The organism is uncultured Clostridium sp., from assembly GCF_963515715.1.
GTDB lineage: Bacteria > Bacillota > Clostridia > Clostridiales > Clostridiaceae > Clostridium_AW.
The window spans coordinates 33,546-51,847 of the sequence record NZ_CAUPZS010000004.1; the positions used below are offsets into that span (position 1 = coordinate 33,546).

An 18,302-nucleotide genomic window follows, 5' to 3' on the forward strand; every position below is an offset into this window, starting at 1 on the left:
GATTTAAGAGTTTGTTACAACCGCTAAAATAGTTTCACTATCCTTGGCTAATTTAATAGCTGAGTTTAGATTTAAATCCTTAATTTTTATTTCTTTACCGAATTCCATAGAACTCACTTCAATTTCTGCATTGTTTGGTATTAATGAAGCTTCTCCCTCAACATCAATTTCATTTGAATACACTTGAAGATATAGTCCTTTATTATTTAAAAGTTCCTTTCCTGTAAAAACTATAGGTATTGTCCACTTAACATTATCATTTCCTTTTACTGACTGAATATCAATATGTATGATTTCACCAGTAGCAAAATCTCTTCCTACTTCTTTTATAATGCCTTCTTTTGTGACATTATCTAACATGTATGATATTTTTGCTTTTTCTCCTTTTTCCTTAAGTAGACCTATGAGCTTATTTCTTTCAAATTTAACAAGTATATTTTCAAAATCTTTGCCATAGATAACTCCAGGGATAAATCCTTCTCTCTTTGTAATCTTCGGCTTTTCATTCCTTACATATGCGTTTATTGCTACTTCCATATTAAACCCTCCTCAGTGATATGTCTTTAATATTATCCATAAAGTTAATTATATCACATTACTGGAATTATTATACACTTTTGAGGTAAAGTTTACATCTATTTTACACATAGTTCATAATCTTAATACCATATTTATATGTTCAATACCTCCTCACAAAAACCTCTTCATATCATATGAAATTAAATTTTTCATAAAAATTCTTCTTATTTCAAATACTATAATATTATGGTATATTTCATAGTAAGGGGTGATTAATATGGCAGATTTCCATAAAATTTTATGTGACCAACAAATATTTTTCAATAGTAGGGCTACCTACGATATAAATTTTAGAATAAATCAATTAAAAAAACTTAAATATCTTATCAAAGAGAATGAATCTGTAATTTATGAAGCACTAAAAAAAGATTTAGGTAAATGTAATTTTGAGAGCTACGTTAGTGAAGTTGGCTTTGTTATTTCCGAATTAAATTATATTATAAATAATTTAAGAAAGTGGTCCAAGGATGAATTGGTTAAAACTCCTCTCACTGCTTTCCCAGGTAAAAGTTATATTATTAACGAACCTTATGGCTCCGTTTTAATAATTGGACCATGGAATTATCCTTTTCATTTAATTTTTGCACCTTTAATGGGAGCTATTGCCGCTGGTAACTGTGTTGTTGTTAAACCTTCTGAGTTATCTCCCAATATCTCAAATACCATAACTAGCTTAATTAATAATAATTTTGATCCAAAATTATTATATTCAGTTCAAGGTGGAGTAGATGAAACAAGCAAATTGCTTTCCTTACATTGGGATTACATTTTCTTCACTGGAAGTGAAAAGGTTGGAAAAATAGTCATGGAGGCTGCTAGCAAGAAACTTATACCGACAACTCTTGAACTTGGTGGCAAGAGTCCCTGCATAGTTGATAAACATACAGATTTAGAAATCTCTGCTAAGAGAATAGTTTGGGGGAAATTTTTTAATACAGGTCAAACTTGTGTAGCTCCTGATTATTTATTTGTACACAAAGATGTTGCCCATCAGTTTATTCCTATTTTAATAAAGTATATAAAAGACTTCTACGGGGAAAATGCAATAAATAGCCCCCATTATGGAAGAATAATAAACGAACAACATTTTGATAGGCTAAGTTCCTATCTCGAAGATGGACAAATAATCTTTGGTGGTGAAACAAAAAAAGAAGATTTATATATATCACCTACTTTAATGATAGGCACAAAAATTAGTTCTTCTGTAATGAGAGAGGAGATATTCGGACCTATACTGCCAATGCTTCAATTTGATAATTTAGACCAAGTGATACATTTTATCAATAGTAGACCTAAACCTTTATCCCTTTATTATTTCTCTAAAAACAAAAAGAATATTAATAAATTAATAAAAAGCACCTCTTCAGGTAGTGTGTGCATAAACGAAACACTATCTCAAATAAATAGCCCTTACCTACCTTTTGGAGGAGTTGGTAATAGTGGCATGGGAAAATATCACGGGAAATGGAGTTACTACTCATTTACTCATCAAAAATCTGTAATGAAGAGAAGTTTTTTATTTGATTTAAAATTAAAGTATCCGCCATATAGTTTTCCTTTAAATTTATTAAAAAAAATTATAGAGTAATATGGTAATTCTTACTTTTTCCATTGTAAAGAATATCATATAATGGTAGAATATAAAGAACAACTTTACTTAAAGTCTTTTTGTATAAAAAAAATTAAAGAGAATACATTAATTATATAACATTATGAATATATTAATATTATTAAGGAGGTATTAACCTATGAAAAGAAGAAATAATTATCTAGCTAAAGCTGCACTTACAACAGCTGGTATTGCCTTAGGGACATTTTTATATAAAAAATTTATAAAGAAAAAAAATGAAGACGATGGCATTATTGAAAATCACGGAGTGATTGAAATAGAGGATATTGAAGATGATGTTTGTTGTGGTTGCCACAATGATGAACTTAATGAAACAGATGTAGATTCATCTTTTGAAATAAAATTTGAAGATGAAGCGCCTCTCCCTGAAGAAAATGCTGAAAATGAAGAAAACTAATTTAAAAAAGGATGCTAAGCTAAGCATCCTTTTTTAAATTGGTTTTTAATTAATTAGCTGCTATTTCTGATGCGGATAATTTATTGACCCTTATTACAGCTTCAGATACATTAAGAGAATGATCTCCTACTCTTTCAAAATTTGATATAATATCTAAATATATAGCGCTAACCCTTGCTTCACAAGCTGATGAGTTTAATCTCTTTATATCATTGTCCCTCAATTCATCTTGAAGTCTATCGATCTCATCTTCAATCTTTTGAACACTTATTGCCATTTTTACATCATTTTTTTCAAAGCTTATTATAGATGTATCCAATGCTTCAAGAGTAGATTTATACATTTCTTTTAATTCTTTTTTAGCGTCTTTAGAAAAACTTAATCTCTTTGATGTTTTTTCTGTAGATAAGTTAGCAATGTTTTTAGCATGATCTCCTATTCTCTCTATGTCCTTAACCACATGGAACATTGATGTCACATTATCTACCTGCTGTTTAGATAATTCTGTATTTGAAAGTTTAACAAGGAATTTTGTTATTTCTTCTTCTAATAAATCTACAAGATCTTCTCCTTCTGCTACTTTCTTTATTAACTCTTCATCCCCTGTTTCTAAAGATTCTACTGCTAGTACTAATATCTCTCTAGCCTTTTGACCCATTCTTACAATTTCTTTATTACATTGTCCAACTGCAATTACCGGAGTTTCCAATAATCTATCATCTAAATACAGCATTGTCGGATTCTCTTCTTCTATATCATTTGGAATTATTTTATTTACTATACCAACTAAATATTTAATAAATGGTGCCTGTATTATTACATTGGCAATATTAAAGAAAGTATGTGCATTTGCTATTTGTTTACCAGCATTTCCAGGAGTTATCAAATGCATTAAATAAGTAACTGGTCTTAACATAAATAAAAATACTATTGTACCAGTTACATTAAAAATCATATGTATAAGTGCAGCTTTCTTTGCATTTTTATTAGTACCTATACTGGATAAAAGTGCTGTAGCACATGTTCCTATATTGTCTCCAAATAATACTGGAAGTGCAACTTCTAATGGCATCAATCCTGTATTAGCTAATGTTATAAGTATTGCAATAGTAGCGGATGAACTCTGAACTACTGCAGTAAGAACCAAACCTACTAAAACTCCCAATATAGGATTATATGATAAAGTTGCTATTAAACTTGTAAAACCTTCAGATTTCGCTAATGGCGCCATTGAAGAAGACATAGATTGCATTCCTATAAATAGAATACCAAATCCTAATATGATATTACCAATCTCTCTTCTTTTATCTCCTTTTGAAAATAAAACAACTAAAGCACCGACTCCAACAAAAACTGGGGCAACTGCTGTAAGATTAAGAGCAACAAGCTGGCCAGTCACTGTGGTTCCAATATTGGCTCCCATAATAACTCCAGTAGCTTGATATAGATTCATCAGTCCTGCATTAACAAATCCTATTACCATTACTGTGGTAGCACTACTACTTTGTATTATGGCAGTTACTATTGCACCAATTAGTATTCCTTTAAATGGATTGGAGACAACCTTTTCAAAAAAAACCTTTAATCTATCTCCTGCTGCGTTTTCAAGACCATCTCCCATTAGTTTCATTCCATAAAGGAATAAACCCAATCCTCCAAAAAGACCTATTAACATTTGCGAAGTATTCATTACCAAACTCCTTCCAAAAGAATATAAATTTTGTATATAGTAATTATTACATCATAAATATTACATCATTTTTAACAAAAATAAAGTTTTTTTTACGTTAATTAACATAGATTTAACATTAAAAAAATGGTTAATACATATAATTATATATTAACCATTTTTTATATTCTTACTTTTCATTATGATTTTTAATATCTATACCTCCAAAAGCGGCTACACATTTAACTCTTAACACTGGTTGTACAGAAAGAAAATCATCATTGTTGCCTAATTGGTCACTCTGCGTTTTATTGCTCCACCCTCCAAATATAGGTACTCCTGTAACGATAACTTTCCAGTGGGTAGGAACAATCAATTCAATTCCACCAAAAGCAGTTGTCATATCTAAAATTGCTCCTTCTGGCGCTAATTCAGCATCCCTTAAATCTATAGTAACTCCTCCAAAAACAGCTACAATACTTCCACCCTTAAAATTTTGGGAAAAATTTCTATTTTCTAATGCTGAAAATATATTTACATAATCTACTACATCGTCGTTTACTGAATTTCCATGAAAATCTTTTACGTATTTTTCCTTTGAAAGAAGCATATTAAAACCAATAAATATAAATATTGCCGGCCAAATGATTCTCCATATACTTACAGTAATAATATTTAAAGTTTTTAACTGAAGAAAAGCACCGACTACTAAAAATATTACACCTGATGTTTTCGACTCATTTTTACTAGTTAATTTATTTATTCCTACTGCAATAATGATAATGGGCCACCAAGTGGAAAATATATTCCCAAAATAAAAAATATTAAATTGTTGCAATAATGTTACTAAACCAAATAGTATAAATAAAATTCCTATAGTTACCTTTCCATTCATATTCTTCACCTCTAAATTAAAAATTTTTATAAAATAAATTATATTCTTTATTTTAAAATCCTATATTTTAATTATACTCACATCTAAAATATTATTACAGTATTAAAAGTCATCATACAATATGACTAAAGTCATATTACTATGCCAAAATATTTATAGAATTATATGCTTGTTAAAGGACAAAATAAATATGATGAAAATAATTTAGAGGAGGAATAAAAATGGATAGACGTGAAGAAGAAAATAGATTAGATGAAATGATAGATTTAGTAGAAAAGCATACAAGAACAGAAAGACATCTTGAACAATATGAAGATATATCCTCTCCTGAAAATATAAAAGCAGCTAAAGAACTACAAAATATAAGAGAGGAAAGTATATCAAATTTAAAGGATAAATTAGTATATGGTGATGGTGGTCCAACTGATGAAGAGGAAAATATTATAAAAAATATGAAATACACAGGCGGATATATTAAAGAAAATTTAGGAAATATGAATGATGCTCAATTAGAAAATATGAAGAAAAAACAACTTAATAGACAAGAACAATTAAACAGCATTCATTGATAATTAAAATTTGAAAATGAAAAATTGACAGTAAAGGATAAAATTTTATTAAAACTAAAATTCTTATCTTTACTGTCATTTTTCAATTACTTACCTCTAATTAATTACAAGGCTCTCCTCCATATTCTACTCCTAAAACCCCACTCAACTCTCTATCTACAGACATAAGATCTTCTTTAGTTAATTGAGTTATATCAGTTTTTGCCATAGCTGCTAGTGCTAATTTCATTTCTTCTTGGCAAGACATTAAAAAATTAGAAAGAGTTTCTGCTCCTCTGTCCTCATCTAAATCATCTGTTAATTTTCCACCATATAACACTAATTGAGGTGTAGTTTCATTAGTTAATGTTTTAATTATTTGACTCTGTACTGTGGCTATAAGTGCAATAGATCCTATGTAAACTGCTTTCGCCCCTAAAGCTAAAGCTTTTAAAAACTCTCCTGGAGTTTTTAATCCCCCTGCTATTATTAAGTCAATTTTATCATCAAGTCCTTTTTCCTTTAGATATTTAGATGCTCTAGCTAATGTAAATAAAGTAGGCAATCCCATATCGTCTTCTAAAATTGGAGGAGCACTTGAGGTACCGCCTTCTGCTCCATCGAGTACAATATAATCTACTTCTGTCTTCGTAATCACATCTAGTTCTTTTTCTAGGAAATGCGTAGACGATATCTTTATTCCCACAGGAACACCATAGGTCTCCCTTAAGTTCTTTACTAAATTAACTAAATCATCTTCATTATTTATTCCTTCCATTCTAGATCCTTTTTTCGCGTCTTCCCCTTCTTGCAACCCAAAGGTATTTCTTAAATGTTTTCCTATTTGATTTGAAGGTATTTGAGTTGGTACAGCTCCACCCCAAGCTCCCTGGCCTAATTGTATTTCAATTGCATCTAGCTGTTCTAAATCCTCTTGTTTTCTTAACCATCCTCCTCTGTTATATTGACCTATCAATAGTTTTGCTGCTTCTCTCTCTTCTTTACAAACACCTGATTCACCTGTATTACTTGAAGTTCCTGCCATAGATGCACCTTTTGCTAAAGCAATTTTTGTTTTAAGGCTTAAAGATCCACCATAGGACATACCAGTTATCATGATAGGCATAGATATAGTTAAAGGTTTTTTAGCATTTTTACCAATAACAACTTGAGTATTTATTGCATCTAAACTTTCAGTTGGCATTTGAAATAATTGCCTTCCATTTAAAAATATTTTATTCCATTCCGATTGAACATTAGGACTTCCATAAGTTCTTTGAAGGGTTTTGCCACTTTCTCCTCTCATACAGGCTTCTACAATGGCCATAATACTTAATTTCTCAGCAGCCGTTGCCATTACGAAAAAATTTTCTGGATAATCCTTTGTAAGTATATTTACCATTAAATCATCAGATAAACTATCCATCATATTAGTTACCATGTTTTTTATCATAAAAATCCCTCCTCTTTTTAAATCTTAAGTTATTTTTTGCTATAAATATTTATTTATTCATAGTTTCTTTATAGCTTTTAAGTATAATGGTTTTATTTATTAAATATGTGGAGGTTTTAAAATATAAAAAAGCATATAGTGCAAAGTTTACTTTGCACTATATGCTTTTTTATATTTTTAAATGAGGATTTTTACATAGTTTCTATTCTTACAACATCGTATCCTGCATCTTCTATAGCAGCTTTTATGTCTTCATCTGTGGAATTGTTATTAAATTCTACAGTGGCATATTTTCCCTTTAAATCTACTTCAATATTTTCGCCACCTATATCTTCTAGCGCTCCTTCTACATGATTGACGCAATGTCCACAACTCATTCCTTCAATTAATATTTTCTTTTTCATAATATTATCTCCCTTCAATATTGTTTAATTATATGGTTTAAAAGTTTTTAATCTTAACGCATTTAGTAAAACTGTTACTGAACTAAAGCTCATAGCTGCTCCAGCTATCATAGGATTTAATAAAACATCTATACCAAATAGAGGTAGTATCCCCATTGCTACTGGAATTCCTATTGTATTATAAGCAAAGGCCCAGAATAAATTTTCCTTTATAGTTGTTATGGTCTTTTTACTCAACTGTATAGCAGTAGGAACATCCATCAAGTCACTTCTCATCAATACTATATCAGCGGATTCTATTGCTACATCAGTACCAGAACCTATAGCTATACCTATATCTGCCTGCGCTAATGCTGGGGCATCGTTTACTCCATCTCCAACCATACCTACTTTTTTACCTTCTCCTTGAAGCTTTTTAACTTCATTTGCCTTGTCTTCTGGTAACACTTCTGCAAGAACTCTATCTATGCCAACTTGTCTTCCTATAGCTTCTGCAGTTCTCTTATTGTCTCCGGTAATCATTGCAACCTCTAACCCCATGCTATGAAGCTTTTCTATGGCTTTTTTACTACTTTCTTTTACTGTGTCTGCTACTGCTATAATTCCAGCTAATTTATTATCCACAGATACATACATTGGAGTTTTTCCTTCTTCTGCTAACTTATTTGATCTATCTTCCATGTTATCTAGAGATATATTATTCTCTACCATCAATTTTTTATTACCTAAAAGTATTTTCTTACCTTCTATCTCCACCTTAATACCATGCCCTGGTATAGCGGTAAAAGCTTCTACTTTTTTAAACTCTACTCCCTTTTCTTCGGCTGATTTAACTATAGCTTCTCCCAGTGGATGCTCAGAACCCTTTTCCCCACTGGCAGCAATTTGTAGCAAATAATCTTTGTCAAATTCATTTATCGTTACTATATCTGTTACTTTTGGTTTCCCTTCTGTAATGGTTCCTGTTTTATCAAATACTACTGTTTTTAATTTATGTGCAGTTTCTAGAGCATCACCACTTTTTATTAATACTCCATATTCTGCCCCTTTACCTGTCCCAACCATAATAGCAGTAGGTGTTGCTAGTCCTAAGGCACATGGGCAAGCTATTACTAATACAGATATAAATATGGTTAGCGAAAACACTGAGCTTTGTCCTGATAGTTTCCACATAAGAGAAGAAACTATGGCTATAACTATAACTATTGGCACAAAATAACCTGAAATTATGTCTGCAAGTCTTGCTATTGGAGCCTTGCTTCCTTGTGCTTCTTCCACAAGCTTAATTATTTGAGATAAAGCGGTATCTTTCCCTACTCTAGTGGCCTTATATTTTATAAAGCCATTCTTATTTATGCTTCCTCCTATAACTCTATCATCAATATTTTTCTCTACAGGTATACTTTCACCTGTAAGCATTGATTCATCAACAGAGGTTAACCCTTCAACTACTATACCATCCACTGGAAGCTTTTCTCCTGGTTTTACTACTACAACATCTCCAACTTCCACTTCATCTATAGAAATCTCAACTTCTTTTCCGTCTTGAATTATGATTGCAGTTTTTGGTGCAAGCCCCATAAGCTTTTTTATAGCTTCTGAAGTTTTGCCCTTAGTCACTGTTTCTAAATATTTACCTAAAGTAATTAGCGTCAATATAACCGCTGCGGATTCAAAATACAGTTGCATTACATAACCAGTATCCCCTAAATAAATTTTATATACTGCAAATATGCCATATAATGTAGCCGATAGAGTTCCTATGGCTATTAGGGAATCCATATTAGGTTCTCTTCTTATTAAAGCCTTAAATCCAACACTGTAAAACTTATTACCTATTATTACAACAGGTAAAGTTAATATTAGCTGAACTAATGCAAAATTCAATGGATTATGCATTGGATCGATTATCTCTGGAAGATGAAGTCCTACCATATGTCCCATTGAAATAATCAATAGAGGTACTGTAAATATAGCAGAAACGAGAAATTTCTTCCAAAGTAATTTTCTTTCTTCTTCTTTCTTTTCTTTGTGTAAATCTAGAGTAGCTTCTTCAACTAACTTATAGCCACCTTTTTCTACAGCCTTTTTTATTTCAGATATTCTTACTTTTGATGGCTGAAAAGTAATTGTAAGTTTTTCTGTAGCAAAGTTTACATTGGCTTCAATAACACCATCTAACTTCTTGCAAGCTCTTTCTACCGCTTTAGCACAAGCAGAACAAGTCATACCCTCTATAGAAAAACTTTTAGTAGTAGCCTCTACTATAGCTTTGTATCCAGATTTCTCTATTACCTTTTGTATCTCTTCTAAGTTAACCTTTGATTCATCAAAGGAAATATTTAATTTCTCTGAAGCAAAATTTACATTAGCTTCATTTATGCCCTCTACTTTTTTAGCTGCTCGTTCCACAGCTTTAGCGCAGGCGGCACAGGTCATGCCTTCTATATTTAAAATTTCATTTTTCATATTACCCTCCTATAAAAACTCTTTTAAACTATTTATTTGGAGTTTTCTTTGCATTGCTACTTTTATTTATATTACAGCAATCTAATTTCTCTCCTGTTCCAAAGGTCTTGCTATTTTCATCAGCAAGTTTTTTTATGAACTTCTTTATTAGATTCCTCATATTTTACATCTCCTATTTATCTATTAACTTTTGTAATACTCCCATTATTTCATCTACCTTTTCTTCTCCTGAATCATGAAGAAAGGCATCTTTTACACAATGATTTAAATGTTGTTTTAATATTTGTATATTTGCTTTTTTTAGCAAAGATTGAACAGCAATAATCTGATTAGATATATCTATACAATATCTTTCATCTTCTATCATCTTAATTATGCCTTCTATTTGCCCTTTAGATATTTTTAAAGATTGTAAAGCCTTTTGTTTTTCTAAATTCATATCTTTCCCTCCTCCATACCCCCCCATAGTAAGGGGGTATGTTTTTATTATAAAACAGTTGAAAATAAATTGCAACTGTTTTATTAAAATTATACTAATTTAGTTTACTAGTAGATTTTTATAATATAATTTTTTTATAAATATATTATGAAGGCGCTATACAGCTTTGAAATTTATAGAAATTTTAGTTCCTTTTTTCCCATTGCTCTCAGCCTTTATCCATGCTGAGTGAAGGGTTAATATGTTTTTTACTATAGCCAGCCCAATTCCGCTGCCCTCTGTTTTATTTCTACTCTTATCTCCTCTATACATCCTTTCAAAAATAAATGGCAGATCTTCTTCTTTTATACCCATTCCATTATCTATTACTTCTACTACTACATTTTCTTTTGTCTCTTTAATATTAATCCAGATTTCTCCCTCTTTTTCTCCAAACTTTAAACTATTGGAGATTAGATTAATAAATACTTGCTTTAAACTATTTTCATCTCCCAATATAAAATATTCTTTATCATCTTTGTTAAAGTTTATAGTTATCTCTTTTTCTTTAGAAGTTACTTCAAAATCTTGTATAACAGCTAAAATAACTTTATTTAGAGAAATCCTTTTTAAATTTAAATTAATATCTTTCCCTTCTACTTCCTTAAGTATATTTAAATTATCCAATAACTTGCTGAATCTTATAACTTCGTCATTGAGTCCAGATAGTGTATCATCATCTATGGGAATTATCCCATCCATCATTGCCTCTAAATTATTTTGCAATATATTAAGTGGTGTTCGTATCTCATGAGATATGTCAGAAACTAATCTTTTCCTTAGAGCATCTTGATTCTTGAGTTTTTCCTTTAACTCTTCTATGCTATTTTGAAGATTATTGATTTCAATTATATTACTTTGATTTTTTGATTCTACATCATAGTTTCCCCTAGATAATTCTACAGAAATATCGGATATCTTTTTTATTGGTTTAGAAAAATCCTTAGAAAGATAAATGCTTATTATTGTAGTAATTATTACTGCAAATATCAATGCAATAACAATGCCCTGATTTATTTGGCTTTTAAATTTAGCATCTTCTTCAGATAACAGTAATGAACAATACTGCCCTATAGATACATATCCCACTACCCTATCTTTATCTGTTATTTCATAAGTGTCTGTAGTGTAAACCCCTTTATTTTGTCCCATCATATTTTCCATGTGCATTCTAGCCTTAATTTCATTTGGATCCATACTCCAAATAATGTTTTTATTCTCATCCATAAGGGTTAGACAATATTTGCTCATATAAGCTTCATGTACCAACTCTTCCCCTGAATTTTTCTGCCATTGCCTATCTTTTTTATATACTTGTTGAAAATATCTAACTATCCTCTCATCTCTTCTATTTTGAACTCCCTCCATATAGTCTTTAAAGGTGTTGTTTATGGTTAAATTCACAAAAAAAGCTGATATTATTAAGGTTGCTAAAGAGGATACTAGAAAAAATATTAGGATTTTTTTTCTTATACTATACATCAATTCTCACCGCCGAATTTATAACCAACCCTTGTCACTGTAATAATGTATCTAGGATTTTTACTATCTTCTTCTATCTTTTTTCTTATGTTTTTTATGTGTACATCTACAGTTCTATCAAATCCATCAAAATCTGAATCAAAGGCTGAATCTATAAGCATCTCCCTTGTAAAAACTTTTCCTTTATTTAAAGCTAAGGTATATAAAATATCAAATTCATTTGGAGTTAAATTTACTTCAATCTCTTTTGCTTTAACTGTTCTTTCCTCCTTATATATCTTTAAATTCCCTCCATCAAGGCTTAGTGTTGACCCTTTATCTTCACTTATCCTTCTAAAAAGAGCATTTACTCTTGCAGTTAACTCTCTCGGGCTTAATGGCTTAACTAAGTACTCATCAGCACCAATATTTAGTCCTTGTATCTTATCCACTAGTTCCCCTTTAGCTGTAAGCATAAATATGTGCACCTTTGAAGCCATTCTTATTCTTTTGCATATTTCCTCTCCATCTATATCCGGTAACATTAAATCTAATAATATTAAATCAAAATCTATTTTATTAAAAAGTTCCAAGCCTTCCACTCCACTGGTTGCTCCCCAAACATTATAGCCTTCCTTTTCTAGATAAGCCTTTATTACATTTAATACTTTTCTTTCGTCCTCAATAATCAATATATTCCCCATATATCCACCTCTTTTAACCTTATCTGATATTTCTTTATTAAAAAAGCATATAGTGAATACAGAACTTTTATAAAATGTCCATAATACTATATGCCTTATGCTTCTTTCATAAGTTTACAATATAATTATAAAGAAAGTATGAAGATTAAATCCTAGTCTATTGAATAACTTCAGTATTCTCAATAGCATCTTTAACAAGATTTTCAATATCTAATACACTCTCTGATTTTTCAATAATTTCTAAGATAGGTTTTGTTTTAGGATGTTTTGGAACAAATATGGTGCAACAATCTTCATACGGAAGTATGGAAGTTTCATATGTTTCAATTTTCCTAGAAATATTCATAATTTCTTCCTTATCCATTGCTATTAAAGGTCTAAATACAGGTCTATCTCCTATAGCATTTGTAACAACTAAACTATCCATAGTTTGGCTAGCAACTTGCCCTATACTCTCTCCTGTAGTAACAGAACTTATATTATGAATATTTGCGAGTCCACAGGTAACTCTCATCATAAATCTTCTCATTATGATGGTAAGTTCATCTTCTCTGCACTTATCCATAATCTCCATTTGTATTTTTGTAAAAGGTACTATGTATAGTTTTGTATTTCCTGTGTAAGACTTTAAAATATTATTTAATGTTATAACTTTTTCCTTTGCCCTTTCACTAGTATAAGGATGGCTATGGAAATATACACAATGTAACTCTACTCCGCGTTTTCCCATCATGTAACCTGCCACAGGGGAATCTATGCCTCCTGATAACATAAGAAGGGTACTTCCATTGGTTCCGTAAGGCATCCCACCTACTCCTTTTATCTTTTTAGAGTAGATATATGCTCCTTTTTCCCTTACTTCAACATTAATAAACACCTCTGGATTTTTAACATCAACTTTTAAATCTTCTCTATGCTTTAATATAAATGCCCCTACTTCTCTATTTATCTCCATTGAATTTTTAGGAAATTTTTTATTTGCTCTATTTGTCTCCACTTTAAAAGTTTTGTAATCTCCTTCTTCTATTTCTTTCAAAGCCTGAGAACATATATCTTCAAAAGAGAGATTGACTTCTTTTACTATACACACTTCTTGAACTCCAAAAACTTTCCTTACTCTTTTTGCTAATTCATTTATATTTTCTGAATACAAAAACCATCTTCCACTATCTACAATAAATTCATAATCTATTTCTTTTAATACTCTTCTAATATTATCTTTTAATGTTTTTTCAAATTTATTTCTATTTAAACCTTTCAAAAATATCTCTGGGCTGTATTTTATTAACAATAACTCTTTCATTATTTACTCCTCCTTAAAAATTTTAAAGAATCCTTAAGACTGCTTATTGTATAATCTATTTCTTCTCTCCTGTTCCATTCAGAAAAACTAAATCTTATGGTTCCCTTTATTTCGCTATTGTTTAATCCTATAGCTTTTAACACATGACTATCTTTCGTATCTTTAGCGGAGCAAGCAGAACCTGTAGAAACATAAATCCCATTACTATCTAATGTTCTAAGTAAAACTTCACCCCTAACTCCCGCAAAAGAAAGGCTTAGGATGTATGGAGAAAAATCATTCTCCAAGGGACTATTAATTTTTACACCTTCAAAATCTTTAATCTTTTCTATAAAATAATTTTTTATATCATAAATTTTTTTATAATTTTCCTCCATGGAACTATGAATTATTCTTGCCGCTTCACTAAAACCTACTACAGCAGGAAGATTTTCTGTACCAGATCGAAAGCTTCTTTCTTGTCCTCCTCCGGAAATTAAAGGTTTTGGCATTAGTCCTTTTTTTATATAGGCAAAACCTACACCTCTTGGTCCATGTATTTTATGACCACTGGCTGAAAAAGCATCTATATTAAGCTCTTTAACATCTATTTTAAATTTACCGTAACTCTGCACTCCATCTATATGAAATTTTGCTCTACTACTCTTTTCTTTAATAATTTTTCCAATAGAAAAAATATCTTGTATGCTTCCTATTTCATTGTTTACATGCATAATACTTACCAAATTAGTATCTTTATTTATTGCCTTTTCTAACTCTTCTAAATCTACTCTTCCTTTTTCATTTACATTTAATACTTTAATCTCAATACCTTCCTTTTCTAACTCCTTTAAAGTATTAAATACACTAGGATGTTCTATATTAGTGGTTATTATATTGCCACCTTCTTTTACAAGTCCTTTAATAATAAAATTATTGCTCTCGCTCCCACCTGATGTAAATATTATTTCATCCTTGCTGCAATTTATAGTATCCCCAATTATTGCCCTACTATCATTTAAAAGCCTTTCTGCTTTAATGCCTAAGTTATGAGCTGAGGATGGATTACCATAGTAATCTCTCATAACTTCGCTGACTTTTTCTATTACTTCATCATAGGGTTTTGTGGTGGCGCTATTATCTAAATACACTTCCATTTTATCACTCCTATATATCTTAAAAAACATACAATGCTATAAATTATAACACTGTATGTTTTAATTTTCTAGTAATTTAGTACACTCTTAACCTAGAGGCCATTTATCTTCTTTTGCCCTTTCTATTCTTTCTTTATGGACAATTCTATAATCTAGTTTCTCATCTGTTCCAAAGGTTTCAACATTAGTTTTTCTTAACTTATTTATGAACTCTTTCATATAATTTTTTCTCATTAAATCACCTCGTTTAAATTATATTTATATATTTATTATTGACTTTACAGCAGATTTCATTCTATGTTATATTACTAATTGTATTATCTATATAAAAAAGCGAGGTAAATATAATGAATCAACATTTGTTTTCAAGAACAGAGCTTTTAATTGGTAAAGAATCCTTAGAAAAACTTAAAAATAGTACCGTAGTAGTCTTTGGTATAGGTGGTGTTGGAAGTTTTGCAACGGAAGCTTTGGTTAGAAGTGGTATAGGACATCTGATACTAATTGATGACGATACGATATGTTTAACAAATATAAATAGACAACTAATTGCTGATTATAGCACTTTAGGTAAGCCTAAGGTTGCAGTAATGAAAGAGAGAATAGAAAAAATTAATCCAAAATGTAAAGTAACAATACATCAAACCTTTGTAAATGATGACAATATAGGAACTATAATTCCAAAAGATGCAGATTATGTTATAGATGCAATAGATACAGTATCCTCTAAAATAGCTCTAATAATTTGGTGTAAGAATAACAACATTCCAATAATTAGTTCTATGGGAACAGGTAATAAACTAGATCCAACCAAGTTTAAAATAGAAGATATTTATAGAACTAAAATATGTCCTTTAGCCAAAGTAATGAGATACGAATTAAGAAAACGTGGTGTAGATGGGGTAAAAGTTCTTTATTCAGAAGAAGTACCTTCTAAGCCTAAATTAGATGAAATAATCACTTGTAAGGAAGGCTGTGTCTGCACAAATGGCAGTAAAAAATGTACAGTTAAAAGACAAATCCCTGCAAGTATTTCTTTCGTTCCTCCTGTAGCTGGAATGATTATAGGTGGAGAAGTTATTAAGGATATAATTAAATAAGGGATTTTACAAATCCCTTATTTAATCCATATACCCTTGAAACAGTTTTATTCTATTAGGATGTCTTAATTTTCTTATTGCATTTGCTTCTATTTGTCTTATCCTTTCTCTAGTTAAGTTAAACTCTCTTCCTATTTCTTCTAGTGTTCTAATCTCTCCATCCTCTAATAGACCATATCTAAGCCTTACAATTCTCTCTTCTCTAGGGGAAAGAGTTCCTAGAGCACTGGTAATTACATCGCCAAGCATTGAAGATATAACATTTTTTTCTGGAGCATAACTGTCATCTGAAATAAAGTTTTCTAAAAATGTATCCTCATTATCTCCCACAGGAGTTTCTAATGATATAGGTTCTCTGCATATACTATATATCTGTTTTATCTTTTGAAGTGGTATTTGTAGTTCCTCTGCTACTTCTTCTTCCGATGGTTCCCTATCTAACTTTTGCTCCAATTCCTTCTGGGTTTTTATAACTTTACTTGCTATTTCGTTCATATGCACCGGTATTCTTATTGTCCTTGATTGATCGGCAATAGCTCTTGTTACCGCTTGTTTTATCCACCAAGTAGCATAAGTACTAAATCTATATCCTTTTTTATAATCAAATTTTTCAACTGCCTTCATAAGCCCAATATTTCCTTCTTGGACTAAATCTAATAGGCTTAGTCCTTTACCTACATATTTTTTTGCAATGCTTACTACCAATCTTAAATTTGATTCAATTAATTTATCCTTAGCTAATTGGTCTCCTTCTTCTATTTTTTTAGCTAATTCAATTTCCTCTTCTTGGTTCAATAATTCTTCTTTACCTATTTCTTTTAAATAAATATTTATATAATCTTCTATATTACTAAATTCTTTCATACTCAATAACATCACCCTTACATAATAATGATTAAAATACCCAATATTAATACTTCCATATACTACACCATTATCCTTCTAAATTAAATAAAATTAAAGAAATTGTAACAATTTATTCAACTTTTATACAATAATTGTGATTGTAAACAATTAAAAATATAAAACTGTAGCTTTTTACAAGTTCTGCTACAGTTTTACTTAACTTACTACTTAGTATTAATCATTATATCCATTGGGGTGGTTCTTATACCAATTCCATGCTGTATCGATAATTGTTTCCAGGGAATTAAATTCTGGTATCCAACCTAACTCATCTATGATTTTTTTTGAAGATGCAACCAATACCGCTGGATCCCCTTTTCTTCTCTCGTCGATTTTAGTTTTTATGGGCTCACCAGTTACTTTTCTTGCTACTTCAATTACTTCCTTTACTGAAAAACCTTGTCCATTTCCTAAATTATATATTCTACTTTCTCCACCTTTTCTTAACCTATCTAATGCTAAGGAGTGCGCCTTGGCTAAATCCATAACATGTATATAATCTCTTATGCAGGTACCATCTTTCGTTGCATAGTCCTCTCCAAAAATTGTAATAGCCTCTCTTTTCCCTAGAGCTACTTGAAGTATGATTGGAATCAAGTGGGTTTCTGGTCTATGATCTTCACCTATTCTACCATTTATATGTGCTCCAGCTGCGTTAAAATATCTTAAAGCAGTATATTTTATACCGTAGGCTTTGTCACACCATTTTAAAATTTTTTCCACAGCTAACTTTGATTCCCCATAAGGATTTGTTGGTATAGTATCATCCTCTTCTTTTATAGGTATATTCTTAGGTTCTCCATAGGTTGCAGCTGTTGATGAAAATACCATATGCTTAACTTCATATTCTTTCATCACTTCCAAAAGATTAATTGTACCTGCAATGTTGTTATTAAAATATTTTAAAGGCTCAATAACACTTTCTCCTACTAAGGAATCTGCTGCAAAGTCGATAACTGAGTCTATAGAATTTTCATTAAATATCTTATTTAAAATAATTTTATCTCTTATATCCCCTTCATAAATTCTTCCACCTAATATCGCTTTTTTATGGCCCTTTTGAAAATTATCTAAAACTACTACTTCCTCTCCTTTTTCAATCAATGCCGCTACCATGTGACTTCCAATGTACCCGGCACCTCCGCAAACAAGTACTGCCATAATATAACC

Annotated in this window: 19 protein-coding genes; 4 read left to right on the forward strand and 15 right to left on the reverse strand. The window is 30.5% G+C overall.

From position 1 onward, the window contains the following. Nucleotides 1-3 precede the first annotated feature (3 nt). A complete protein-coding gene (locus tag RYO54_RS04785; protein WP_315116271.1) occupies nt 4-537 on the reverse strand; it encodes a 50S ribosomal protein L25 in 534 nt (177 codons plus the stop codon). Nucleotides 538-796: 259 nt separating this feature from the next. Between RYO54_RS04785 and RYO54_RS04790 the strand changes: the two genes are divergently transcribed. Then, a complete protein-coding gene (locus tag RYO54_RS04790) occupies nt 797-2,167 on the forward strand; it encodes an aldehyde dehydrogenase (protein ID WP_315116274.1) in 1,371 nt (456 codons plus the stop codon). Between the two features lie 160 nt (nt 2,168-2,327). After that, nucleotides 2,328-2,606 carry a hypothetical protein gene (locus RYO54_RS04795; protein WP_315116275.1) on the forward strand — a complete coding sequence of 93 codons (279 nt, stop codon included), beginning with the start codon at nt 2,328-2,330 and terminating at the stop codon, nt 2,604-2,606. A gap of 49 nt (nt 2,607-2,655) precedes the next feature. Here the strand turns inward: RYO54_RS04795 and RYO54_RS04800 are convergent, their stop codons facing one another. Both RYO54_RS04800 and RYO54_RS04805 read right to left on the reverse strand, forming a co-directional pair. Then, on the reverse strand, nt 2,656-4,296 hold the full coding sequence (locus tag RYO54_RS04800) for a Na/Pi cotransporter family protein (protein ID WP_315116277.1): 1,641 nt from the start codon (nt 4,294-4,296) through the stop codon (nt 2,656-2,658). Between the two features lie 169 nt (nt 4,297-4,465). After that, nucleotides 4,466-5,170, reverse strand: a complete 705-nt coding sequence (locus RYO54_RS04805; protein WP_315116279.1) for a LiaF transmembrane domain-containing protein — start codon at nt 5,168-5,170, stop codon at nt 4,466-4,468. Between the two features lie 221 nt (nt 5,171-5,391). Here RYO54_RS04805 and RYO54_RS04810 point away from each other — a divergent pair, with 221 nt between their 5' ends. Next, nucleotides 5,392-5,739, forward strand: a complete 348-nt coding sequence (locus tag RYO54_RS04810) for a hypothetical protein (RefSeq protein ID WP_315116281.1) — start codon at nt 5,392-5,394, stop codon at nt 5,737-5,739. 100 nt (nt 5,740-5,839) lie between these two features. Here the strand turns inward: RYO54_RS04810 and RYO54_RS04815 are convergent, their stop codons facing one another. The 10 genes from RYO54_RS04815 to RYO54_RS04860 all read right to left on the reverse strand — a co-directional run bounded on the left by RYO54_RS04815 (nt 5,840) and on the right by RYO54_RS04860 (nt 15,360). Beyond that, on the reverse strand, nt 5,840-7,171 hold the full coding sequence (locus tag RYO54_RS04815) for an FMN-binding glutamate synthase family protein (protein ID WP_315116283.1): 1,332 nt from the start codon (nt 7,169-7,171) through the stop codon (nt 5,840-5,842). Between the two features lie 191 nt (nt 7,172-7,362). Beyond that, nucleotides 7,363-7,575, reverse strand: coding sequence for a cation transporter (locus RYO54_RS04820; protein WP_315116285.1), 213 nt, complete (start codon nt 7,573-7,575; stop codon nt 7,363-7,365). Nucleotides 7,576-7,599: 24 nt separating this feature from the next. Then, nucleotides 7,600-10,044: a heavy metal translocating P-type ATPase gene (locus tag RYO54_RS04825; protein ID WP_315116287.1), complete on the reverse strand. Its 2,445-nt coding sequence runs from the start codon at nt 10,042-10,044 to the stop codon at nt 7,600-7,602. Between the two features lie 28 nt (nt 10,045-10,072). Next, nucleotides 10,073-10,204: an LDCC motif putative metal-binding protein gene (locus RYO54_RS04830; protein ID WP_315116289.1), complete on the reverse strand. Its 132-nt coding sequence runs from the start codon at nt 10,202-10,204 to the stop codon at nt 10,073-10,075. 12 nt (nt 10,205-10,216) lie between these two features. Next, nucleotides 10,217-10,483, reverse strand: a complete 267-nt coding sequence (locus RYO54_RS04835) for a metal-sensing transcriptional repressor (protein ID WP_315116290.1) — start codon at nt 10,481-10,483, stop codon at nt 10,217-10,219. A 156-nt stretch (nt 10,484-10,639) separates the two neighbouring features. Next, nucleotides 10,640-12,004 (reverse strand): HAMP domain-containing sensor histidine kinase, encoded by a 1,365-nt coding sequence (locus tag RYO54_RS04840; RefSeq protein ID WP_315116293.1) that lies wholly within the window; start codon nt 12,002-12,004, stop codon nt 10,640-10,642. Further along, complete coding sequence (locus RYO54_RS04845) at nt 12,004-12,687, reverse strand: response regulator transcription factor (RefSeq protein ID WP_315116294.1); 684 nt, start codon at nt 12,685-12,687, stop codon at nt 12,004-12,006. The genes RYO54_RS04840 and RYO54_RS04845 overlap by 1 nt, the downstream gene beginning before the upstream one ends. 157 nt (nt 12,688-12,844) lie before the next feature. Beyond that, a complete protein-coding gene (gene thiI / locus RYO54_RS04850) occupies nt 12,845-13,990 on the reverse strand; it encodes a tRNA uracil 4-sulfurtransferase ThiI (RefSeq protein WP_315116296.1) in 1,146 nt (381 codons plus the stop codon). Beyond that, nucleotides 13,990-15,126, reverse strand: a complete 1,137-nt coding sequence (locus RYO54_RS04855) for a cysteine desulfurase family protein (RefSeq protein WP_315116298.1) — start codon at nt 15,124-15,126, stop codon at nt 13,990-13,992. Before RYO54_RS04855 ends, thiI begins: the two co-directional genes overlap by 1 nt. Nucleotides 15,127-15,213: 87 nt before the next feature. Beyond that, a complete protein-coding gene (locus RYO54_RS04860; RefSeq protein ID WP_315116300.1) occupies nt 15,214-15,360 on the reverse strand; it encodes a hypothetical protein in 147 nt (48 codons plus the stop codon). 113 nt (nt 15,361-15,473) lie between these two features. On the opposite strand from RYO54_RS04860, the gene RYO54_RS04865 reads away from it, so the two are divergent. Further along, the gene (locus RYO54_RS04865) at nt 15,474-16,226 is read left to right on the forward strand and encodes a tRNA threonylcarbamoyladenosine dehydratase (protein ID WP_315116302.1); all 753 of its coding nucleotides are present in this window, start codon (nt 15,474-15,476) and stop codon (nt 16,224-16,226) included. A 21-nt stretch (nt 16,227-16,247) separates the two neighbouring features. Here RYO54_RS04865 and RYO54_RS04870 read toward each other — a convergent pair whose 3' ends face one another. After that, nucleotides 16,248-17,102, reverse strand: coding sequence for an RNA polymerase sigma factor RpoD/SigA (locus RYO54_RS04870; protein ID WP_399549061.1), 855 nt, complete (start codon nt 17,100-17,102; stop codon nt 16,248-16,250). Between the two features lie 204 nt (nt 17,103-17,306). Continuing rightward, nucleotides 17,307-18,293, reverse strand: coding sequence for a UDP-glucose 4-epimerase GalE (gene galE / locus RYO54_RS04875; RefSeq protein WP_315116304.1), 987 nt, complete (start codon nt 18,291-18,293; stop codon nt 17,307-17,309). Between the last annotated feature and the right edge of the window lie 9 nt (nt 18,294-18,302).